The sequence below is a fragment of the Ectopseudomonas khazarica genome, assembly GCF_004521985.1.
Taxonomy (GTDB): Bacteria; Pseudomonadota; Gammaproteobacteria; order Pseudomonadales; family Pseudomonadaceae; genus Aquipseudomonas; species Aquipseudomonas khazarica.
In genome coordinates this window covers 123927-144327 of the sequence record NZ_SBHZ01000003.1, presented here as the reverse complement: position 1 = coordinate 144327, position 20401 = coordinate 123927, and the positions used below count along the sequence as shown (strand labels likewise).

The window sequence follows — 20401 nt, the reverse complement described above, 5'->3', positions numbered from 1 at the left end:
AGTGGGCGTGAGGCTTGCGCAGGCAAGCATCGGCTCAGACTTCGTCAGGGCTACGCAGGTTGGTAACGGCGATTCGCTGCTCGCGGCGCTGTTCCTTTTGCGAAGGCATTTCGGCACGGTAGATGCCTTGGTCGCCTACGACCCAGGATAGCGGGCGGCGCTCCTGGCCGATGGATTCCTGCAGCAGCATCAAGCCTTGCAGGAACGCCTCCGGACGGGGCGGGCAGCCGGGAATGTAGACGTCCACGGGGAGGAACTTGTCCACGCCCTGAACGACCGAGTAGATGTCGTACATGCCGCCGGAGTTGGCGCATGAACCCATGGAGATGACCCACTTGGGCTCCAGCATCTGCTCGTAGAGACGCTGGATGACCGGCGCCATCTTGATGAAGCAGGTGCCGGCGATGACCATGAAGTCGGCCTGACGCGGTGACGCACGAATGACTTCAGCGCCGAAGCGCGCGACGTCGTGCGGCGCGGTGAAGGCGGTGGTCATTTCCACATAGCAGCAAGAGAGGCCGAAGTTGTACGGCCACAGGGAATTCTTGCGCCCCCAGTTGACCGCGCCGTTCAGCGCGTCCGAGAGCTTGCCCATGTAGATGTTCTTGTGAACCTGGTCCTCTAGCAGCGGGTCGGAGACGACCTCCCGCTGGCCGATCGGATACGCCTCATTGGGCGCATCGGGGTCGACCCGAGTAAGTTTGTATTGCATCGCCAAAGCCTCATTGTTTTAGCTTCGCCTGCCGTTCACGACGTCCCTGCGGTGCCCAATCGAGCGCGCCGATACGCCAAAGATAGACAAGACCTGCCAACAGAATTGCTATGAAAACTGTAGCTTCGATCAGGCCCGCCCAGCCGCTTTCGCGCACCGAGACAGCCCAAGCGAAGAGATAGAGGGCTTCAACGTCGAAGATCACGAAGAGCATCGCGACCAGATAGAACTTGGCTGACAGGCGCAGACGCGCGCTGCCGGTGGGAAGCATGCCCGACTCGAACGGCTCGTTCTTGCTGCGGCCCCACGCCTTGCTGCCAAGCAGGCTGGAGACGCCGAGCATGAAGGCGATGAGCCCACAGACACCCAGCAAGAAAACAGCGAAAGCCCAGTTCTGGGACATGGTCGTTACCGCATCAGGCATGCCGGTACTCCTTGAAATTAAGGAACGGCTTTTAATTTAGTAGTCGCCTAACGCCATCGAGGGCGCTGACGCAAAGTGTGTATACAATACTATGTGCACGCCAACTGTAAGTAAATTTTTCAGAGAAAAATTATTCTCGCAGTTTGATCATTTCTGTCGAGCTTGTGATTGACAGGCGCCCGCAGTGCCGTTCTTGAGCCTTTCGCTCGTCCCGTCGTCCCCGCAACTATAGCTGGCAACCCCTCGCTGGCAACTTTGCGCCGCAAATTCAGCTGACTAATCTGCCTTATTTCCGTCCCGGATGAGCCGCCGCGAAATGAGCAATTCATTGCCACTTTGGTGTTGGGGCGAAAGCAGCAGGTGCAGGCCCGTGTCATGGGCAAAGGTATAAGCGGAAGCCGCGATTATCACTAAACGATATGCCTTCTCGGGTGTTGCGCCCGCGATCTTGTACTAGCGTGCATGAATCGCCGGAGCGCGATGCATCATTGATCGAGCAGTGCCCACCAACCGCTGGGTCTGCGCTGTTGCCCCTGCCTGGGTATGCCGACCCTTCGTACGAATAACAAGATGAGGGGTTTTGCCATGCCTGTCGCCCAGTCCCTGTCGCGTGTCGTTCCTGTCGTTCTGCTACTCGCCCTGAGTGCGCCTGCCAGCGCCGAGCAGGGCGACTACAGCTTCTGGCAGACCTTGAGCAATCTGGTTTCCCCACCTGGGGCCGACAATCCGGTCACGCCGGCGCAGCGCGTCGGGCCTTATCCGCTGCTGGCCAATCCGAGCGGCTTCAACAGTGGCTTCAATGCTGGCAACTACTACGGCTGGCAGACCATCCAGATGGCGCCGGAAACCGGCGCGGTGTGCGGCAATGGCTCGCCCTACAAGTTCTTCATCAACCGGGTGCCGAATACCCGTAACACCATCGTCTACCTGGAGGGTGGCGGTGCCTGCTGGGACTACGCCAGTTGCAGCGGGCAGGCCGGCATTCGCGGCGCGCGCAACCCCGACGGGATCGCCGACGACTACATGTCGCTGCTCAATCCGGGGGCGAGCCTGGTCAGCCCGTTCGTGGTGCGCCTGCACCCCTGGACGCGGGTGAAGACGCAGAACTGGAACATGGTCTACGTGCCGTACTGCACCGGTGACATCTATTCCGGCGACAAGGTGGCGGTGTATGACGACCCGCAGGGGCAGCAGCAGCCCCTGGTCTGGCATCACAACGGCCTGCGCAACATGCGCGCCGTGGTGGGGTGGCTCAAGGACAACCTGCCGCGCCCCACGCAGATGCTGACCACAGGGTGCAGCGCCGGCGGCGCCGGCAGCCTGACCAACTATGCCAACCTGCGCCAGGACATGGCGCCCAGTCGCGGCTACCTGATCAACGACTCCGGGCCGGTCTACACCGCCCTGGCGGGGGACAACCAGCGCTACCCGTCCTATCCGCTGCAAGCCTTCATTCGTCAGGCCTGGGGCCTGGATGCCGAGCAGGGACCACTGCAGTACCTGCAGGCGCGCCTGCCGGGCTTCGACAGGAGCGACCTGGGCAGCCTCTACCCGGCGCTCTCGAGCAACCTGCCGGGTGATCGCATGGGCCATACACACTTCTGGCAGGACCTGAACTACTCCGCCTATTCCTACGAGCGCTTCTACCCGGAGATCGTCAACGCGCCGGACCAGGCGACCAAGGAAGCGCTGATCAAGCAACGCTGGGCGACCGATACGTCGCGCCTGCGCAGCCAGTTGGCCAGCCTGGGGAATGTCGGGGGCTACTTCCCGCAGTTTCGTGACGTCAACGAAAGCCACTGCACCAGCATCATCGAGTTCGCCAATGCCGATATCCAGGAGCAGAACCTGCAACTGGACAACTTCGTCAGCAGCGTGCTCGACGGCAGCGGGCAAGTGCTGGAAGCATCGGAAAGCAGTGATGTGGCCGACCGCAACAAGCCGTTCAATCTGCTGTATTACCTGCTCGACCAACTGCTCTGAACGGATGATCGGCTAGCGCTGCGGCGCTAGCTGTCGGGGCGCTGTCGATAGTTGCGTTCGCGCGCCTCCTGCAGACGCTGGCGCAGGTACTGATCGCGGGACAGGCCGTCGGGAATGCTCTGCAGGGCCAGCACTTCCTCGACGATGCGCTTCTCCTCGGCCTTGTAGCGTGCGAAGTTCGGGTCGACCCGTTGCGCCTGCCTGGCCTCGCGCTCTGCACTGAGGGCCTGGTAACGCCTGATCAGGGCTTCGGCGCGGCGCTTCTGTTCCTGCTCGTCTGTGCTGACGGCCTTGATCAGGCCGATCTGCAGCAGCAAGGCTTCGCTCAGCGCCAGCTCGCCCCGGCGTTCCAGTGCGTCGACGCCTTCACTCAGTTGCTGCGCTTGCGCCTCGCGGCCGTCAGCGTCGAGTTCGCTGGCGTGCTCGATGAAGCCTCGGTAACGCCGATGGAACTCCAGACGCCGTTCCTGCTGCTGAACTTCGGGTTTCGCCAGCAGTTGCAGCTGCTCCTCGCTGAGGTCGGCGGGGGCTGGCGCGGGGCTGCCTTGCGCGGCTTGTGCTGCGCGCGCCTGCACGGGCTGCGGGGTGGCGGAATGCGGGGTATCAGGACGCTGCCAGTACCAGGCGAGTGTCACGCTGCCCAATACGAGGCAGCTGCCGAACAGCAGGGAAGAGCGAGGCATTGGCGGTCCTTGCACGAGTCGAGTGTGTTCCAGCTTAGAAGCCGCGGCTGCGCCTTGCCTGTTCCATGCGTCGATTGCATGCGCCGCCCCTCGCGCGGTGGCGCGAGAGGGGCGCGGCTGGGTCAGAGCAGCGGCTTGCCGTCGTCGCGGGTGACGATCACGGTGGCCGAGCGTGGGCGGCGACCGGCACCGTCCGGCCAGGTACTGCGGAAGTTCGTCGAGGTCGAGCCTTCACCCGGGTGCTGGATGTTGACGAATAGCGTGCGGAAGTCCGGCGTGGCGGTGATGCCGGTGACCTCGCAACCAACCGGGCCGACCAGGAAGCGCTTGACCTCGCCGGTGACGGGTTCGGCCACCAGCATCTGGTTGTTGCCGAACGGGCCGCTGGCCAGCTGGCTGCCGCTCATGTCGGTCTGGATCCACAGGCGACCGTCGTTATCGAACCAGAGGCCGTCCGGGCTGGCCAGGCGATTGTCGGCGGTCAGCGGTCTGCCGTTGGGGTCGAGACTGTCGCCTTCCGGCCCGGCCAGCAGGAACAGGCTCCAGACGAACTCGCGGCCGGCATGATCGCGGCTCTGCTCGCGCCAGCGGATGATGTGACCATAGGCGTTGGCCGGGCGCGGGTTGGCTGCGTCCACGACGGTGCGCGAGGTGTTGTTGGTCAGGGTGAAATAGATGTCGCCGTTCTGCGGGTTCATCGCCCCCCATTCCGGCCGGTCCATCTTGGTGGCGCCCACGATGTCGGCCGCCAGGCGGGTGTTGATCAGCACCTCGCCCTGGTCGGCGAAGCTGACCCCGGCAGCCCTGCAGGCCGCCTGGAAGGCCTTGTTGCGGATGTCCAGGGCCAGCCATTCGCCCTTGCCATTGGCCTTGAAGCGCGCCACGTAGAGCGTGCCCTCGTCGAGCAGGCTGCCGTTGCTACGCCCCGGAACGTACTTGCCACGGCTGACGAACTTGTAGATGTACTCGTTCTGCGAGTCGTCGCCGGAGTAGCAGACCACCGGGCGCCCCGGCTTGGTCGGGGCGAACACCAGGCCCTCGTGGGCGAAGCGGCCCAGGGCGGTGCGTTTGACCGGTGCGGCTTCGGGGGCGAAGGGATCGATCTCGACGATCCAGCCGAAGTGGTTGGGTTCGTTGCGATAGTCGCCACTGGCGTTGGCGGCCAGGCGGGTGGCGTTGAAGCGCTGAAATTCGTCACCGGCCAGGTGATCCCAGCCGTAGCGGCTGGCACTGCCGACTCCGTAACGCGTCATTTCGCGCGGACGCTCGGCGTCGCCGCTGGCGAAGTAGCCGGCCCAGTTTTCCTCGCAGGTCAGGTAGGTGCCCCAGGGTGTGAAGCCGTTGGAGCAGTTGTTCAGCGTGCCGCGCGTGGCGGTGCCGTCCGGGCTGTAGCGGGTGCTGAGCAGGGCGTGGCCGCGCGCCGGGCCGCTGATCTGCATCGGTGTCGCGCCGGTGATGCGGCGATTGCGGGCGCTGGGCAGTACCTCCCACTGGCCGCGGTTGCGACGAACTTCCACCACCGAAACCCCGTGGGCGTTGATTTCCTTGCGGACCTCGTCGGCGCTGCTGCGCTTGCCGTCGACCAGCGTCGGGCCGTTGGGGTGCAGCAGCGGGGCGTCGATGTACTCGTGGTTGAGGACCAGCAGGCCGTGGTCGCTCTTGTGGCCGCCACCGCGCTGACCATCGATGGGGAAGAAGTGCATGCCGTCGTGGTGCATGCCCACCTGATCGGCCTGATCGGCGGCGCTGTTGCCGGCATTGTCGAGGAATGCCGGGAAGCTGCCGCGAATAGGCGTGCCCCAGGGAATGAAGGGTGTGGCCTTGTAGCCGGCCGGTACGCTGATGGTATCGGCACGGCCGGCCGCCACCGCCGTGAACGGCAGACGCTTGCCGCGTTTCTTCAGGCGTTCGAGCAGGTCCTTGAGCGGATTCCCGGCGGCTTCGGCACTGCCGGGCAGGGCGACGCCGAGGAAGCCCATGACACCGAGTGCCGCACCGCCTGCAACCACCTGGCGGCGGCTCAGTCCGGCCTCGATCAGGTCATTGATATGGGGGTTGCTGGAGGCGTTGCTGAGGGGTTCATCGCCATTGCCGAATAGCACGTCTTGCTCTTGTTCGATACGCACGGTGGGCTCCTTGATTGGGCTGATCGACGGAGCTATGACGCTAATCAAGGAAAACGACGGAATCGTGACAGTGCCTGCGCACTGCCGCACAAATCGGCCAGAAAAGGGCGCTCATGCGCCTGCCCGGCAGGTTGAACGCAGGGGATAAAAAAAAGCCCCGGCAGGGCCGGGGCGGATTAGGCAAAAGAACTGCTGCGGATGCGTGGTCCGCAGCAGAGAACCGTTCTTAGTGGAACTGGTTCATGGTGTTGTCTTTACCGCTTGCCTTCAGAGCAGCTTCGCCAGCGAAGTACTCCTTGTGGTTGTCGCCGATGTCGGAGCCAGCCATGTTCTGGTGCTTGACGCAGGCGATGCCCTGACGCAGTTCCTGACGCTGAACGCCTTTCACGTAGGCCAGCATGCCCTGGTCGGCGAAGTAGCCCTTGGCCAGGTTGTCGGTGGACAGCGCAGCGGTGTGGTAGGTCGGCAGGGTGATCAGGTGGTGGAAGATACCGGCCTGAGCGGAACCATCGCGCTGGAAGGTGCGGATCTTCTCGTCGGCAACCTGAGCCAGTTCGGTCTCGTCGTACTCGACGCTCATCAGCTTGGCGCGGTCGTAGGCGGAAACATCCTTGCCTTCGGCGGCCATGGCGTCGAACACCTGCTGGCGGAAGTTCAGGGTCCAGTTGAAGGACGGGCTGTTGTTGTAAACCAGCTTGGCGTTCGGGATGACTTCGCGGATGCGGTCAACCATGCCCTTGATCTGGCCAACGTGCGGCTTCTCGGTTTCGATCCACAGCATGTCGGCGCCGTTCTGCAGGCTGGTGATGCAGTCCAGTACGCAGCGGTCTTCGCCAGTGCCCTTGCGGAACTGGAACAGGTTGGACGGCAGACGCTTCGGACGCAGCAGCTTGCCTTCGCGCTTGATCACGACATCACCGTTGCCCAGCTCGGCGTCGGAGATTTCGTCGCAGTCGAGGAAGGAGTTGTACAGGTCGCCCAGGTCGCCCGGCTCTTTGGTCACGGCGATCTGCTTGGTCAGGCCGGCACCCAGGGAGTCGGTACGAGCGACGATCACGCCGTTGTCGATGCCCAGCTCGAGGAACGCGTAGCGAACGGCAGCGATCTTGGCGAGGAAGTCGGCGTGCGGAACGGTCACTTTGCCGTCCTGGTGGCCGCACTGCTTCTCGTCGGAAACCTGGTTCTCGATCTGGATGCAGCAGGCACCGGCTTCGATCATGCGCTTGGCCAGCAGGTAGGTGGCTTCCGGGTTACCGAAGCCAGCGTCGATGTCGGCGATGATCGGGACGATGTGGGTCTCGTGGTTGTCGATCTGCGCCTGGATCTCGGCAGCCTTGGCGTGGTCGCCAGCCTCACGGGCGGCGTCCAGGGCGGTGAACAGCAGGTCCAGCTCGCGGCTGTCAGCCTGACGCAGGAAGGTGTACAGCTCTTCGATCAGGTCGGAGACGGCGGTCTTCTCGTGCATCGACTGGTCCGGCAGCGGGCCGAAGTCGGAACGCAGGGCCGCGACCATCCAGCCGGACAGGTACAGGTAGCGCTTGTTGGTGGTCTTCAGGTGCTTCTTGATCGAGATCAGCTTCTGCTGACCGATGAAGCCGTGCCAGCAGCCCAGGGACTGGGTGTAGACGGACGAATCGGCGTCGTACTCGGCCATGTCCTTGCGCATGATGTCAGCGGTGTACTGAGCGATTTCCAGACCGGTCTTGAAGCGGTTCTGAGCGCGCATACGGGCGACGGACTCTGGGTTGATAGCGCTCCAGCTGCTGCCGAATTTCTCTTTCAGAGCGGCTACAGCCTTGATGTCGTTTTGATATGCGGACATGGTCAATCCTTCAGAAAATGTGTTGGTTGAGCACCGACTACCCACTCAATGCGCGCACGGATGCGGCGGCTGCGGGAGGCTTCCACTTGAACGGCGAGAAAACGGCTGGGGCGAGGATGTACCGCGAGGAGGGGAGATGCAGCTAACAGTTCGGTGACGTCGCCGGTGCGGGTCGGCTCGTGGAAACCTTGGGCACCTGCTGGGCTTTCGATCTGTCTGACGCTAAACGCTTCCCCGTCCCTCAGGACAACTACGTTCCAGTCGCAACCTCGTCGTACGGCCTTGTGGGCTGTTGGGACACGGATCGTCGCGAAGTACTTCGCGGGCGATCTGGAGATCCTTTTCAGGACCCCTGGCTAGCGGGAGCGAGGCCATCATGCCTCTGGTGAAATGCTTCGTCAAACGTTTTGTAGTGGTTTTTTAAAACTACTACATATTCAGTAGATGACCGGTTGGTCATTGATGGCAGCCCATGGGGCGGGCGTTTCAGGCATTTCGCGGGCTGCGCGCACTGTCCATGCTGCGCAGGGCGAAAGGGGCATGCGACTTTGGTCGGGGGTCAGTCGAGGGCTTCGACCTTGAGGCGCAGCGACATGTCTTCGCGGCCTTGCGTGGTGTGACGGCGCAGCACGTCGCGGCCGTCGGAGCTGGTTTGCTCGCTGACGCCACCCAGGGTGATCCACTCGCCGAGCCGACCACTGACGCGGGTGTCGGTGCTCTGCACGTCGATCACGTTGGAGCGGTTGCTGCTGACGCGGTCACGCTGGCTGCTGATGGTCACGTGCACCAGTTCGCCGGACAGGCTGGCCGTCACGTAGAAGCCGCGCGTCACGTCGCGATACTGGGTGTCCTGATAGACCTGGCCGTAGGGGCCGGTGCTGGTGGTGGTCAGCGGCACGCTCTGGCCCACCTGGATCAATGCCGGATAGCCTTCGGTCGCCTGCACCTGCTGGGTGCCGCCACCACGGCTGTCGGTGCTGCGGCGGATGATGTGCACCTGGTCACGACCATTCACCTCGCCGCGCCCCACCTGGACCTCGGCGTTGCCGGCGCTGAGCGTGCCGTCGACGCGGTAGCCGCGATCGTTCTGGTAATTGCTGTCGCTGCTCTCCACGGTGATCAGCAGCCGGCGTGGCTGGGTGTCGAGCTGCTGCAGAAGCAGGCGAACTTCGCCGATCTTGCCCGGCGATGCGTTGACGATCAGTTGATTGCCATAGGCGCTGACCCGGCCTTCGTTGCCCAGCATCGACTGCACCACGCCGAGCACGTCGTCGGCGGTGCGGTAGTTCAGTGGTATCACTTCCGTCGCCGCATGCAGGGGCAGGCACAGACCAAGGAGCAGGGTGGCGAGCAGCGTGCGCAGGGTCATAGCAGAAAGCTCCGCAGGTCAGGATCGGTGATGCTGGTATCCCAGGCCTGATCGAACTGGGCCTGACGCTGGCGCACGCGCGCCGGGTCGGCATACAGCGCGTAGCCGGCCTGCTGGTCGAGCTCGGGGCGCAGCAGCAGGCCTCTGTCGTCGGCGATCAGGTAGGCCAGTTCGTCACTGGGGTAATCGGGGTTGAGCTTGCGGATATGCAGATTGGACGACAGCCGCCGTGACAGGGTGAGCAGGCGATGGCCATCCTTCACCGCGCGTGTCGGATCGCGCAACAGGATGCGCAGACGAGCGCGCGGACTGGAGAGCAGGAAGCGGGTGCAGGCCTGCTGCACGCTGCTGTGGTGATACAGCCATGGCTCCAGATCGTCGCTGTACAGGCACAGGCTGCGCTGCGCCTGCTGGATCAGCGCCAGGACGTGGGCGCGGGCCTCCTGCGGCTGGCTGAAGCGCTCCAGGCGCTCGTGCTGGCCGAGGATGAAGGGCGCCGGCTCCCACTGCGCGGCATCTGGCGTGACGGGCTCGGGATTGTGCACGGCAAAACGCCCCGGCGACTCGAATTCGATAGCCGCCAGCTCGCTGGGCGCTTGCGTATCGTCCGTATCGACCGGGGCGTCTTCGTTGTCCATCGCTTCCTCTACTGGCTGGTGCGCACCATGTCCACGTGCGGGATGCCGGCGTCGAGATATTCGTCGCTGACTATCCTGAAGCCTAGCCTTTCATAGAACGGCGTGGCATGCACCTGAGCGGTGAGCATTTGCTGACGCAGGCCGCGCTTTTCCGCCTCGGCGATCACCGCTTGCATCAGCGTCTCGCCCACCTTGAGGCCGCGCCAGTCCTTGAGCACCGAGACGCGGCCGATATGGCCGTCGGGCAGCAGGCGCGCCGTGCCGACCGCGTAGTCGCCTTCCTCGACGAGAAAATGCACGGCATCGGCGTCCTCGGCGTCCCACTCCAGTTCCGGCGGAACGGACTGTTCGGCGACGAAAACGGTGTCCCGAATCCGCCGCAGCTCGGCATTGTCCTTATGCCAGTCCGCCACGCGGACAGTGATCTCACTCATCGGCGAACCCCAGGCTTCCCTGTTTGACCAGTTCCCAGAGCAGGGTACGCCCTTCGTCGTCGGCCAGCCAGGCGCCGAGGTTCTCGACATGCAGCGCGTCGGCGCTGCAGATCAGCTTCAGCAGTTCGCGCAGGCGAGCCGTGACCAGGCGGCTCTGGCCGCTGGCGAACAGCACCAGGTCGTCGCCGACTTCCGACCAGGCCATGCGGGCGCTGGGATTGCGGATGATGATCGCGCCATCTTCCAGGGCGCCGAGGAAATCCTCTTCACCGATCTCGATGCCGGCGACCAGCTCCGGGTACTTGGGCTCGGTCATGAACTGGCCGAACCAGGTCATCAGCAGGCGCTCGTCACTCATGTGCTCGTTGAGCAGGGCCTTTAGGCGCTCCAGGGCGTCGCGCTGGATCTGGTGCGGATCTTCGCTCGGCTGGATGTCGGCGTCGCTGTAGCGCTCCTCGTCGGGCAGGAACTGGCCGAGGAAGTCGGTGAAATGGGTCAGTACTTCGGCAGCGCTTGGCGCGCGGAAGCCCACGGAATAGGTCATGCAATCATCCTCGGCAATGCCGTTGTGGGCCAGGCACGGCGGCAGATAAAGCATATCGCCGGGCTCCAGCACCCACTCTTCAGTTGGTTCGAATTCGGCCAGGATCTTCAGATCGGCGTGGGGGAGCAGCGGGCTGTCGGAATCGCACATCTGGCCCACTTGCCAGCGGCGATGGCCATGGGCCTGCAGCAGGAATACGTCGTAGTTGTCGAAATGCGGGCCGACGCCGCCACCGGGGGCGGCGAAGCTGATCATCAGGTCGTCGATGCGCCACTTGGGCAGGAACTTGAAGTCCTCCAGCAGCTCGGCGACCTCGGGCACGAACTGGTCGACCGCCTGAATCAGCAGGGTCCAGTCACGCTCCGGCAGGTCCTGGAAGGTGTCCTCGTTGAACGGGCCGCGCTGCAGTTCCCAGGGGCGCTCGCCATGCTCGATCACCAGGCGCGATTCGACTTCCTCTTCCAGCGCCAGCCCCGCCAGTTCGTCCGGGCTGATCGGACTCTCGAAATCGGGGATGGCCTGGCGCACCAGCAGCGGTTTCTTCTGCCAGTAGTCGCGCAGGAACTCACGGGCTGTGAGGCCACCCAGCAATTGCAGCGGAGTATCAGGATTCATCGGTAAGCCCTTGAAATAGATAAAAACCTTTAAACAAAAACGCCCGGCTCAGCCGGGCGTCCTCGAGGCTGGTGTCGCTCAGATGCGCTTGGCCTGGGCCACGGCGTTACCGATGTAGCGCGCCGGGGTCAGTTGCTTGAGCTCTTCCTTGGCGGCGGTCGGCATGTCCAGGCCGTCGATGAAGGCCAGCAGGGCCTCGGGGCTGATGCCCTTGCCGCGGGTCAGCTCCTTGAGCTTCTCGTAGGGGTTCTCGATGGCGTAACGGCGCATCACGGTCTGGATCGGCTCGGCGAGCACTTCCCAGCAGGCATCCAGGTCTTCAGCAATACGTTGAGCATTGAGCTCCAACTTGCTGATTCCCTTGAGGCTTGCTTCATAGGCGATGACGCTGTGGGCGAAACCGACGCCGAGGTTGCGCAGCACGGTGGAGTCGGTCAGGTCACGCTGCCAGCGGGAGATCGGCAGCTTGCTGGCCAGGTGCTGGAAGATTGCATTGGCGATGCCCAGGTTGCCTTCGGAGTTCTCGAAGTCGATCGGGTTGACCTTGTGCGGCATGGTCGAGGAGCCGATTTCGCCCGCGATGGTCTTCTGCTTGAAGTAACCGAGGGAGATGTAGCCCCACACGTCGCGATCGAAGTCGATCAGGATGGTGTTGAAGCGGGCAATGGCGTCGAACAGTTCGGCGATGTAGTCGTGCGGCTCGATCTGGGTGGTGTAGGGGTTCCAGGTCAGGCCCAGGTCACCTTCGATGAACTGGCGGGCGTTGGCTTCCCAGTCGATGCTCGGGTAGGCCGACAGGTGCGCGTTGTAGTTGCCCACGGCGCCGTTGATCTTGCCCAGCAGCGGCACGGCGGTGACTTGCGCGATCTGCCGCTCGAGGCGGTAGACGACGTTGGCCAGTTCCTTGCCCAGGGTGGTCGGCGAGGCCGGCTGGCCGTGGGTGCGCGACAGCATCGGCACGTCGGCGAACTTCACCGACAGTTCGCGAATGGCGCCTGCCAGCTGCTTCATCAGCGGCAGCAGCACGTCGTCGCGACCTTCACGCAGCATCAGCGCGTGGGACAGGTTGTTGATGTCCTCGCTGGTGCAGGCGAAGTGGATGAACTCGCTGACCTTGTCCAGCTCCGGCAGCTTGGCGGCCTGCTCCTTGAGCAGGTATTCCACGGCCTTGACGTCGTGGTTGGTGGTGCGCTCGATTTCCTTCACGCGCTCGGCGTGCTCGACGGCGAAGTTTTCCGCCAGCTCGTTGAGCAGGGCGTTGGCTTCGGCGGAGAAGGGCGCCACTTCCGGGATGCCTTCGTGCGCGGCCAGGCGCTGCAGCCAGCGCACTTCGACCAGTACGCGGCTACGGATCAGACCGTATTCGCTGAAGATGGGGCGCAGGGCGCTGGTTTTGCCGGCGTAGCGGCCGTCGACGGGGGAAACCGCGGTGAGCGAGGAAAGCTGCATGTGGGCGTTCTCGGGCTGTCGGGCTGATCAGTCGTTCGGGTGCCGCGTTGCGTCGGGCCTGCTTGGGTGAAACGGGCCTTGGCTCGCGCGCCAGGACGACCTCTGAAGAAAAGGGCGCATATCATACATGAAAACCAACGCTTCGCCGCCTATGCGCTGCGTCTGGCGACCGATAGCAGGCTGGCGGCGAAAATCAGCGCCGCGCCGAGCAGCGACAGGGTGTCCGGTGTCTCGTCCCAGAGCAGCCAGGCGATGATGCCGCCGAAGACGATGGCCAGGTAGGCGAAGGGGCCGATCAGCCCCGGCGGCGCGAGGCCGTAGGCGCGGGACATGATGATCTGGCTGGCGGTGGCCAGCAGGCCGATGCCGACGAGCCAGCCCAGCTGGGTGGCGTCCAGCGGCTGCCAGCTCCAGGTCAGCGGAATGGCGGAAAACAGCGCGCTGAACAGCGAGAAGTAGAAAACGATGCGGGTGGCCGGCTCGCTGTCGCTCATTTCACGGATGGAAACGAAGGCGAAGGCTGCCAGCAGGCTGGCGGCCAGGCCGATCAGGGCGGCACCCTCGAACAGTGCGGCACTGGGCTTGGCCACCAGCAGCACGCCGCACAGGCCGACGAGGCTGCTGACCAGCATGCGCCGGGTCAGCGGCTCTTTCAGCCAGAGATGGGCGATCAGCGGGGTGAAGACCGGCGCCGAGTAGGTGAACAGCATGGCGTCAGCCAGGGGCAGGTGGGCGATGGCGTAGAAGAAGCAGTACATCGCCGCCAGGCCGTAGGTGGTGCGCCACAGGTGCGACTTGAGGCGAGTGGTGCGCATCGGCGCGACGCCGCGGACCAGGACCAGGGGCAGGAAGAACAGCACGCCGACCAGGTTGCGGAAGAACACCACCGACTCGTTGTTGACGCTGACGGATATCTCGCGAATACCAACGCCGGTAAAGGCGAACAACAGGGCCGAGAGCGCCAGCAGCAGGGCACCCTGGAGGGGTTTGACGCTGCGGCTGGCTGGGCTCATGGTCAGGTGCGCATCAGTTCATAGAGTTCTTTGAGCAGCTTGCCGCGGCTGAATACCAGCTGCCAGCGGTGTCCGCCCAGTTGTCGCCACAGGCGTGCCGAACGGATGCCGGCCAGCAGCAGGGAGCGAATCTTCGCGGCATTGTTCGGCTGCTGCAGGAAGCGCATGTCACCATGCACCTGAATGCGCTGGCGGAAGGTGCTGATGGTGTCCTGATACAGGCCGCCGCAGGCCGCGATGACGTTGTCGTGCACCAGGCCGAAATGTTCCACCTGCTGCTGGATCTGATCGAGACGGCTGCCCATCATCTGCAGCATGTCGTCGCGCTTGTCGAGTTGCCGCTCCAGGCCGATGAGGGCCAGGGAATAGCGCAGCGGTTCGCGCTGCAAGGCGGCCGGATTGCGCTCCAGGGAGCTGATCAGGGCGCGATAGCCGTCACGCAGGTTGAGGTCGTCGCCGCCATACACGTCCAGCGTGCTCTTCGGGTCGCGTACCAGCAGACTGCCGAGCATGCAGCTCATCGAGGCTTCGCTGACCTGGCCGGTGCGGGCGATCTTGTCCGCCAGCACGGCCGCTTCGAACACGGCGCCGAGTGCAACCAGTTGCTCCTGAAGCGGGGTCATCGGGCGTCCTCGTGCCAGGCTTCTGCGCTTTCGATCACGCCGCCGCCGAGGCACACCTCGCCGTCGTAGAACACCACGGACTGCCCCGGGGTGACGGCGCGCTGCGGCTCGTCGAAGACGGCGCGGTAGCCGTTCTCGCTCTGCTCCAGGGTGCAGAGCTGGTCGCGCTGGCGATAGCGCACCTTGGCGGTCAGGCGACGCGGGCTGCTCAGGTCCACCGGGTTGACCCAGTAGATTTCCGAGGCGAGCAGGGCGCGGGAGAACAGCCAGGGGTGTTCGTTGCCCTGGCCGACGATCAGCACGTTGCGCGTCAGGTCCTTGCGCAGCACGTACCAGGGGTCATCGCCGGCGTCCTTCATGCCGCCGATGCCGAGGCCCTGACGCTGGCCGATGGTGTGGTACATCAGGCCGTGATGGCGCCCGATCACCTGGCCGTCGGTGGTTTCGATGTCGCCCGGCTGGGCAGGCAGGTACTGCTTGAGGAAGTCGCTGAAACGACGTTCACCGATGAAGCAGATGCCGGTGGAGTCCTTTTTCTTCGCCGTGGCCAGTTCGTATTTCTCGGCAATGGCGCGTACCTGCGGCTTTTCCAGCTCGCCAACCGGGAACAGGGTCTTGGCGATCTGCTCGCCGCCGACGGCATGCAGGAAATAGCTCTGGTCCTTGTTCGGGTCCAGTCCCTTGAGCAGCTCGGTGCGGCCGTCGATATCGCGGCGGCGCACATAGTGCCCGGTGGCGATCAGGTCGGCGCCGAGCGACAGGGCGTAGTCGAGGAAGGCCTTGAACTTGATCTCGCGGTTGCACAGGATGTCCGGGTTCGGCGTGCGTCCGGCCTTGTATTCGGCGAGGAAATGCTCGAACACGTTGTCCCAGTACTCGGCGGCGAAGTTGGCGGTGTGCAGCTTGATGCCGATGCGCTCGCATACGGCCTGGGCGTCGGCCAGGTCGTCCATGGCGGTGCAGTACTCGGTACCGTCGTCTTCGTCCCAGTTCTTCATGAACAGGCCTTCGACCTGATAGCCCTGTTCCATCAGCAGCAGGGCGGAAACGGACGAATCGACGCCGCCGGACATGCCGACGATCACGCGTTGGGTGCTAGGTGCTTGCATGGGAATCTGCGAGTGAAGCCTGAAAAGCTGCCGAGTCTACCAGAAAGCCTTGGTCCGCCCCACACGACGACGCGCCGCGTGCGCGGGATCGGCGTTGCCGCCGCGACGGTCAGTCACGGAGCAGCTCCAGTGAGCCGCTGACACCCTGCAGATAATCATCCACGCAGCGCAGTACCAGCTCGCTGCGCCAGCGTTCGGGTTGCGCGGCCAGTTCGTCACGGCTCAGCCAGGTGATGCCGCTGATGTCGCTGTCCAGTTCGCGCGCGGGGTCATGGTGTAGCGGGCGGGCGCTGAAGCACACACGCTGGTAGGTCACGCCGTTGCTTGGCGCGGTGTAGAGGTAGATGCCCAGAAGGCCGGTCAGCTCCACGTCCCAGCCGGTTTCCTCGAGCGTTTCACGTAGTGCGGCTTCGCGCAGCGATTCGTTGGCTTCCAGGTGTCCGGCAGGCTGGTTGAGTACCAGGCGCCCGGCCTTGAACTCTTCGACGAAGAGGAAGCGGCCCTGGTCTTCGATGACCGTGGCCACGGTGATATGGGGTTGCCACTGCATGTCGTTGGCTCCGCAGGGAAGTGTTGAGGGGCAGGGGGGGCGCTGTAAAAAAGAACCCCGGCACGGGGCCGGGGTTCTTTTCACGCTCAAGCCTTATCAGGCGTTCAGCGAGGCCAGAGCGGCGTTGAAGGTGTTGCTGGGGCGCATCACCTTGCTGGTCAGCTCGGGGTTGGAGCGGTAGTAGCCGCCGATGTCGGCCGGCTTGCCCTGTACGGCAGCCAGTTCGGCAACGATGGTGGCTTCCTGCTCGGTGAGCTGCTTGGCCAGCGGTGCGAAGTGAGCCTTCAGGGCTGCGTCGTCGTCCTGGGCGGCCAGGGCCTGGGCCCAGTACAGGGCCAGGTAGAAGTGGCTGCCGCGGTTGTCGATTTCACCGACCTTGCGCGCCGGGGACTTGTTGTTGTCCAGCAGCTTGCCGGTGGCCTGGTCCAGGGTCTTGCCGAGAACCTTGGCCTTGGCGTTGCTGGTCTTGATCCCGGTTTCTTCCAGGGACACGGCCAGGGCCAGGAACTCGCCGAGCGAATCCCAGCGCAGGTAGTTCTCTTCGACCAGCTGCTGCACGTGCTTGGGTGCCGAGCCGCCGGCGCCGGTTTCGTACATGCCGCCGCCCGCCATCAGCGGAACGATGGACAGCATCTTGGCCGAGGTGCCCAGCTCCATGATCGGGAACAGGTCGGTCAGGTAGTCACGCAGGACGTTGCCGGTCACCGAGATGGTGTCCTGGCCGCGAATCTGGCGCTCCATGCTGGCACGGATGGCTTCGTTGTAGCCCATGATGCTGATGTCCAGGCCGGTCAGGTCGTGGTCCTGCAGGTACAGCTCGACCTTCTTGCGCAGTTCGCAGTCGTGGGCGCGCTCCGGGTCCAGCCAGAAGATGGCCGGGGTGGCGGATTGACGGGCGCGGGTGACGGCCAGCTTGACCCAGTCGCGGATCGGCGCGTCCTTGGTCTGGCAGGCACGCCAGATGTCACCGGCTTCGACTTCGTGCTGCATCAGCACGCTGCCGTCGGCAGCGACGACGCGCATGGTGCCGTCGGCGGTCATTTCGAAGGTCTTGTCGTGAGAGCCGTATTCTTCGGCTTTCTGCGCCATCAGGCCGACGTTCGGTACGGTGCCCATGGTGGTCGGGTCGAACGCGCCGTTGGTTTTGCAGAAATTGATCATCTCCTGGTAGATGCGCGCGTAGGTGCTCTCCGGCATGACGGCCTTGGTGTCTTTCTGCTTGCCGTCCTTGCCCCACATCTGACCGGAGTTGCGGATCATCGCCGGCATCGAGGCGTCGACGATCACGTCGCTCGGGATGTGCAGGTTGGTGATGCCCTTGACCGAGTCGACCATGGCCATTTCCGGGCGATGGGCGTAGACCTCGTGGATGTCGTGGAGGATTTCTTCCTGCTGCGAGGCCGGCAGCGACTTGATCTTGTCGTAGACGCTGCTGATGCCGTTGTTCGGGTTGACGCCCAGTTCCTTGAACAGGTCGCCGTACTTGTCGAACACGTCCTTGTAGTAGACGCTGACGGCATGGCCGAAGACGATCGGGTGGGAGACCTTCATCATGGTCGCCTTGACGTGCAGGGACCACATCACGCCGGTCTCCTTGCAGTCCTGCAGGGTCTTCTCGAAGAAGTCACGCAGCTTGCGGCAGCTCATGAACATGCTGTCGAACACTTCGCCTTCCTGCAGGGCGAGTTGCTTCTTGACTTCGACCTTGCCGTCCTTGCCGACGAACTCGATGCGCACGTCACCGGCCTTGGCCATGGTGATCGATTGCTCGCTGGAGAAGAAGTCGCCGCCGCGCATGTAGTCGGCGTGGGACTGCGAGGCCATGCTCCACTTGCCCATGCTGTGCGGGTGCTTGCGGGCGTAGGCCTTGACGGCGGCCGGGGCGCGGCGGTCGGAGTTGCCTTCACGCAGGACCGGGTTCACGGCGCTGCCCAGGACCTTGGCGTAACGCGCGCGAACTTCTTTGTCTTCTTCGCTCTGCGGGTCTTCCGGGAAATTGGGGATGGCGTAGCCCTGCGCCTGCAGTTCGGCGATGGCAGCTTTGAGCTGCGGCACGGAGGCGCTGATGTTCGGCAGCTTGATGATGTTGGCGTCGGCCTGCAGGGTCAGCTCGGCCAGTTTGGCGAGGTCGTCGTCGATGCGCTTGTCGGCGTCCAGGCGGTCGGCAAAGCTTGCCAGGATCCGTCCAGCAAGAGAGATGTCGCGGGTTTCAACGGAGATGTCAGCCGAGGCGGCAAAGGCTTCCACAATGGGCAGAAGCGAGTAGGTGGCAAGGGCTGGAGCTTCGTCGGTGAAGGTGTAGATGATCTTCGAAGGGGTGGACATTTAGGGTTAACTCTCTTCTTTGCTGAGCGCGCATAGAAACTCGACCTGCGCGGGTAGGCGCTTGAGCCCCAGGATGGTGGGGCCGGGTCGAGGACTCGCCGCGGTGATGTTGGATGCACCCGTAGAGTGTCGAGCATTTCGAACCGGCAGGCAGTGGTGGCCGTCTACCGGTTGCAAGAGGCTGCTGTCTGGTTCCAGTCAGGTCGCCCCTTATGACTCGTTAGTCACCTAAGCAGTATACCACTGCGGCACCTCGCCGCAGAATGCCCAGTTGAATAAGACCTTCGCACATGTGTCTCGCCAAGCGGTTTGCGCTACTCTCGGGGATGCACACTGTCTAACCACAAGATGGAGTCCAGCATGGGATACCAAAAGATCCAGGTGCCAGCCAGCGGTGACAAAATCACCGTCAACGCCGATATGTCACTGAATGTACCGAACAACCCCATCATCCCGTTCATTGAGGGTGATGGCATCGGCGTCGATATTTCTCCGGTGATGATCAAGGTCGTCGACGCGGCCGTCGAGAAAGCCTATGGCGGCACCCGCAAGATCTCCTGGATGGAAGTTTACGCCGGCGAGAAGGCCACCCAGGTCTACGACCAGGACACCTGGCTGCCGAAAGAAACCCTGGAGGCCGTGCGTGATTACGTGGTCTCGATCAAGGGGCCGCTGACCACGCCTGTCGGTGGCGGCATCCGTTCGCTCAACGTGGCCCTGCGTCAGGAGCTCGACCTGTACGTCTGCCTGCGCCCGGTGCGCTGGTTCGAGGGCGTGCCCAGCCCGGTGAAGAAGCCGGGCGACGTGGACATGGTGATCTTCCGCGAGAACTCCGAAGACATCTATGCCGGTGTCGAGTGGAAGGCCGGCAGCGCCGAGGCGGAGAAGGTCATCAAGTTCCTCACCGAGGAAATGGGCGTCAAGAAGATCCGCTTCACCGACATGTGCGGCATCGGCATCAAGCCGGTTTCCGAGGCGGGCACCAAGCGTCTGGTGCGCAAGGCGCTGCAGTATGCGGTCGACAATGGTCGTGGTTCGGTGACCCTGGTGCACAAGGGCAACATCATGAAGTTCACCGAAGGTGCCTTCAAGGAGTGGGGCTACGAGATTGCCCGTGAGGAGTTCGGCGCCGAACTGCTCGATGGCGGCCCGTGGATGCAGTTCAAGAATCCGAAGACCGGCAAGAACATCGTGGTCAAGGACGTGATTGCCGACGCCATGCTGCAGCAGATCCTGCTGCGCCCGGCCGAGTATGACGTGATCGCCACGCTCAACCTCAACGGTGACTACCTGTCCGACGCCCTGGCGGCCGAGGTCGGGGGCATCGGCATCGCGCCGGGGGCCAACCTGTCGGATTCGGTGGCAATGTTCGAGGCGACCCACGGCACTGCGCCGAAGTACGCCGGCCAGGACAAGGTCAACCCGGGTTCGGTCATCCTCTCGGCTGAGATGATGCTGCGCCACATGGGCTGGGGCGAGGCCGCCGACCTGATCATCAAGGGCACCAATGGCGCGATCGCGGCCAGGACTGTCACTTATGACTTCGAGCGCCTGATGGAGGGTGCGACCCTGCTGTCGTGCTCCGAGTTCGGTGACGCGATGATCAGTCACATGTGATCGGATACTCGATCAGCGCATGAAAAAAAGGCCGGTCACATGACCGGCCTTCTTGTGGCGATTTGCCAGGATGCTCAGACTTCGACAGTGCTCGCGATATCTTGCGCCTGGGGTACGGCCGCTGGGGCGTCCTGAGTGGCGGTCACCGCGCTGATATTGATGGCATGCAGTCCTTTGGGACCCTGCACGATCTCGAAGCGGACCGGCTGGCCGGCCTTGAGCGTTTTATAACCGTCCATCTGGATGGCCGAGTAGTGGGCGAACAGGTCCTCATCTCGGCCGTCGGCCAGGATGAATCCATAGCCTTTGGCGTTGTTGAACCACTTGACCTTACCGCTGAGCATGCTGATATCCCTCTGCAAAGG

The 20401-nt window shown here is 63.6% G+C and carries 18 protein-coding genes; 2 read left to right on the top strand and 16 right to left on the bottom strand.

The window, feature by feature from the left end; genetic code table 11:
• Positions 1–34 precede the first annotated feature (34 nt).
• Together EPK82_RS04445 and EPK82_RS04440 are read right to left on the bottom strand one after the other, a co-directional pair.
• Complete coding sequence (locus EPK82_RS04445) at positions 35–712, bottom strand: NuoB/complex I 20 kDa subunit family protein (protein WP_036999426.1); 678 nt, start codon at positions 710–712, stop codon at positions 35–37.
• A gap of 10 nt (positions 713–722) precedes the next feature.
• The gene (locus EPK82_RS04440; protein WP_037055877.1) at positions 723–1136 is read right to left on the bottom strand and encodes an NADH-quinone oxidoreductase subunit A; all 414 of its coding nucleotides are present in this window, start codon (positions 1134–1136) and stop codon (positions 723–725) included.
• Between the two features lie 585 nt (positions 1137–1721).
• On the opposite strand from EPK82_RS04440, the gene EPK82_RS04435 reads away from it, so the two are divergent.
• Positions 1722–3119 carry a pectin acetylesterase-family hydrolase gene (locus EPK82_RS04435; RefSeq protein WP_037055878.1) on the top strand — a complete coding sequence of 466 codons (1398 nt, stop codon included), beginning with the start codon at positions 1722–1724 and terminating at the stop codon, positions 3117–3119.
• 26 nt (positions 3120–3145) lie between these two features.
• Here the strand turns inward: EPK82_RS04435 and EPK82_RS04430 are convergent, their stop codons facing one another.
• The 13 genes from EPK82_RS04430 to EPK82_RS04370 form a co-directional block, all read right to left on the bottom strand.
• Positions 3146–3802 (bottom strand): hypothetical protein, encoded by a 657-nt coding sequence (locus EPK82_RS04430; protein WP_134675883.1) that lies wholly within the window; start codon positions 3800–3802, stop codon positions 3146–3148.
• 122 nt (positions 3803–3924) lie between these two features.
• Positions 3925–5928, bottom strand: a complete 2004-nt coding sequence (locus tag EPK82_RS04425) for a PhoX family protein (RefSeq protein ID WP_134675882.1) — start codon at positions 5926–5928, stop codon at positions 3925–3927.
• Between the two features lie 226 nt (positions 5929–6154).
• Entirely contained in the window at positions 6155–7750 is a 1596-nt protein-coding gene (locus EPK82_RS04420) for an isocitrate lyase (RefSeq protein WP_037055884.1), read from the bottom strand.
• A gap of 559 nt (positions 7751–8309) precedes the next feature.
• Positions 8310–9119: a secretin N-terminal domain-containing protein gene (locus EPK82_RS04415; protein ID WP_134675881.1), complete on the bottom strand. Its 810-nt coding sequence runs from the start codon at positions 9117–9119 to the stop codon at positions 8310–8312.
• The gene (locus tag EPK82_RS04410; RefSeq protein ID WP_037055887.1) at positions 9116–9757 is read right to left on the bottom strand and encodes a DUF7931 domain-containing protein; all 642 of its coding nucleotides are present in this window, start codon (positions 9755–9757) and stop codon (positions 9116–9118) included. The genes EPK82_RS04415 and EPK82_RS04410 overlap by 4 nt, the downstream gene beginning before the upstream one ends.
• 8 nt (positions 9758–9765) lie before the next feature.
• A complete protein-coding gene (locus EPK82_RS04405; protein WP_037055889.1) occupies positions 9766–10191 on the bottom strand; it encodes a GNAT family N-acetyltransferase in 426 nt (141 codons plus the stop codon).
• Positions 10184–11350, bottom strand: a complete 1167-nt coding sequence (locus EPK82_RS04400) for a ribosomal protein uL16 3-hydroxylase (RefSeq protein ID WP_134675880.1) — start codon at positions 11348–11350, stop codon at positions 10184–10186. The genes EPK82_RS04405 and EPK82_RS04400 overlap by 8 nt, the downstream gene beginning before the upstream one ends.
• 78 nt (positions 11351–11428) lie before the next feature.
• Positions 11429–12799 carry an adenylosuccinate lyase gene (gene purB / locus EPK82_RS04395; protein WP_134675879.1) on the bottom strand — a complete coding sequence of 457 codons (1371 nt, stop codon included), beginning with the start codon at positions 12797–12799 and terminating at the stop codon, positions 11429–11431.
• 149 nt (positions 12800–12948) lie between these two features.
• Positions 12949–13812: a DMT family transporter gene (locus EPK82_RS04390; RefSeq protein WP_134675878.1), complete on the bottom strand. Its 864-nt coding sequence runs from the start codon at positions 13810–13812 to the stop codon at positions 12949–12951.
• A 2-nt stretch (positions 13813–13814) separates the two neighbouring features.
• On the bottom strand, positions 13815–14435 hold the full coding sequence (gene hflD, locus EPK82_RS04385) for a high frequency lysogenization protein HflD (RefSeq protein ID WP_134675877.1): 621 nt from the start codon (positions 14433–14435) through the stop codon (positions 13815–13817).
• Complete coding sequence (mnmA, locus tag EPK82_RS04380) at positions 14432–15544, bottom strand: tRNA 2-thiouridine(34) synthase MnmA (protein ID WP_134675876.1); 1113 nt, start codon at positions 15542–15544, stop codon at positions 14432–14434. The genes hflD and mnmA overlap by 4 nt, the downstream gene beginning before the upstream one ends.
• Positions 15545–15653: 109 nt before the next feature.
• Positions 15654–16094, bottom strand: coding sequence for an NUDIX hydrolase (locus EPK82_RS04375; protein WP_134675875.1), 441 nt, complete (start codon positions 16092–16094; stop codon positions 15654–15656).
• A gap of 96 nt (positions 16095–16190) precedes the next feature.
• A complete protein-coding gene (locus tag EPK82_RS04370) occupies positions 16191–18419 on the bottom strand; it encodes an NADP-dependent isocitrate dehydrogenase (RefSeq protein ID WP_134675874.1) in 2229 nt (742 codons plus the stop codon).
• A gap of 360 nt (positions 18420–18779) precedes the next feature.
• Here EPK82_RS04370 and icd point away from each other — a divergent pair, with 360 nt between their 5' ends.
• Complete coding sequence (icd, locus tag EPK82_RS04365; RefSeq protein ID WP_134675873.1) at positions 18780–20036, top strand: NADP-dependent isocitrate dehydrogenase; 1257 nt, start codon at positions 18780–18782, stop codon at positions 20034–20036.
• Positions 20037–20110: 74 nt separating this feature from the next.
• Here the strand turns inward: icd and cspD are convergent, their stop codons facing one another.
• The gene (gene cspD, locus EPK82_RS04360) at positions 20111–20380 is read right to left on the bottom strand and encodes a cold shock domain-containing protein CspD (protein WP_037055906.1); all 270 of its coding nucleotides are present in this window, start codon (positions 20378–20380) and stop codon (positions 20111–20113) included.
• Positions 20381–20401 lie beyond the last annotated feature (21 nt).

Bases quoted from the DNA above. Each gene is read 5' to 3' on its own strand.
- hflD (WP_134675877.1), bottom strand. From the start codon at position 14,435: ATGACCCCGCTTCAGGAGCAACTGGTTGCACTCGGCGCCGTGTTCGAA.
- purB (WP_134675879.1), bottom strand. From the start codon at position 12,799: ATGCAGCTTTCCTCGCTCACCGCGGTTTCCCCCGTCGACGGCCGCTAC.
- EPK82_RS04415 (WP_134675881.1), bottom strand. From the start codon at position 9,119: ATGACCCTGCGCACGCTGCTCGCCACCCTGCTCCTTGGTCTGTGCCTG.
- EPK82_RS04445 (WP_036999426.1), bottom strand. From the start codon at position 712: ATGCAATACAAACTTACTCGGGTCGACCCCGATGCGCCCAATGAGGCG.
- EPK82_RS04435 (WP_037055878.1), top strand. From the start codon at position 1,722: ATGCCTGTCGCCCAGTCCCTGTCGCGTGTCGTTCCTGTCGTTCTGCTA.
- EPK82_RS04390 (WP_134675878.1), bottom strand. From the start codon at position 13,812: ATGAGCCCAGCCAGCCGCAGCGTCAAACCCCTCCAGGGTGCCCTGCTG.
- cspD (WP_037055906.1), bottom strand. From the start codon at position 20,380: ATGCTCAGCGGTAAGGTCAAGTGGTTCAACAACGCCAAAGGCTATGGA.
- EPK82_RS04410 (WP_037055887.1), bottom strand. From the start codon at position 9,757: ATGGACAACGAAGACGCCCCGGTCGATACGGACGATACGCAAGCGCCC.
- EPK82_RS04420 (WP_037055884.1), bottom strand. From the start codon at position 7,750: ATGTCCGCATATCAAAACGACATCAAGGCTGTAGCCGCTCTGAAAGAG.
- EPK82_RS04405 (WP_037055889.1), bottom strand. From the start codon at position 10,191: ATGAGTGAGATCACTGTCCGCGTGGCGGACTGGCATAAGGACAATGCC.
- EPK82_RS04440 (WP_037055877.1), bottom strand. From the start codon at position 1,136: ATGCCTGATGCGGTAACGACCATGTCCCAGAACTGGGCTTTCGCTGTT.
- EPK82_RS04375 (WP_134675875.1), bottom strand. From the start codon at position 16,094: ATGCAGTGGCAACCCCATATCACCGTGGCCACGGTCATCGAAGACCAG.
- icd (WP_134675873.1), top strand. From the start codon at position 18,780: ATGGGATACCAAAAGATCCAGGTGCCAGCCAGCGGTGACAAAATCACC.
- EPK82_RS04370 (WP_134675874.1), bottom strand. From the start codon at position 18,419: ATGTCCACCCCTTCGAAGATCATCTACACCTTCACCGACGAAGCTCCA.
- EPK82_RS04430 (WP_134675883.1), bottom strand. From the start codon at position 3,802: ATGCCTCGCTCTTCCCTGCTGTTCGGCAGCTGCCTCGTATTGGGCAGC.
- mnmA (WP_134675876.1), bottom strand. From the start codon at position 15,544: ATGCAAGCACCTAGCACCCAACGCGTGATCGTCGGCATGTCCGGCGGC.
- EPK82_RS04400 (WP_134675880.1), bottom strand. From the start codon at position 11,350: ATGAATCCTGATACTCCGCTGCAATTGCTGGGTGGCCTCACAGCCCGT.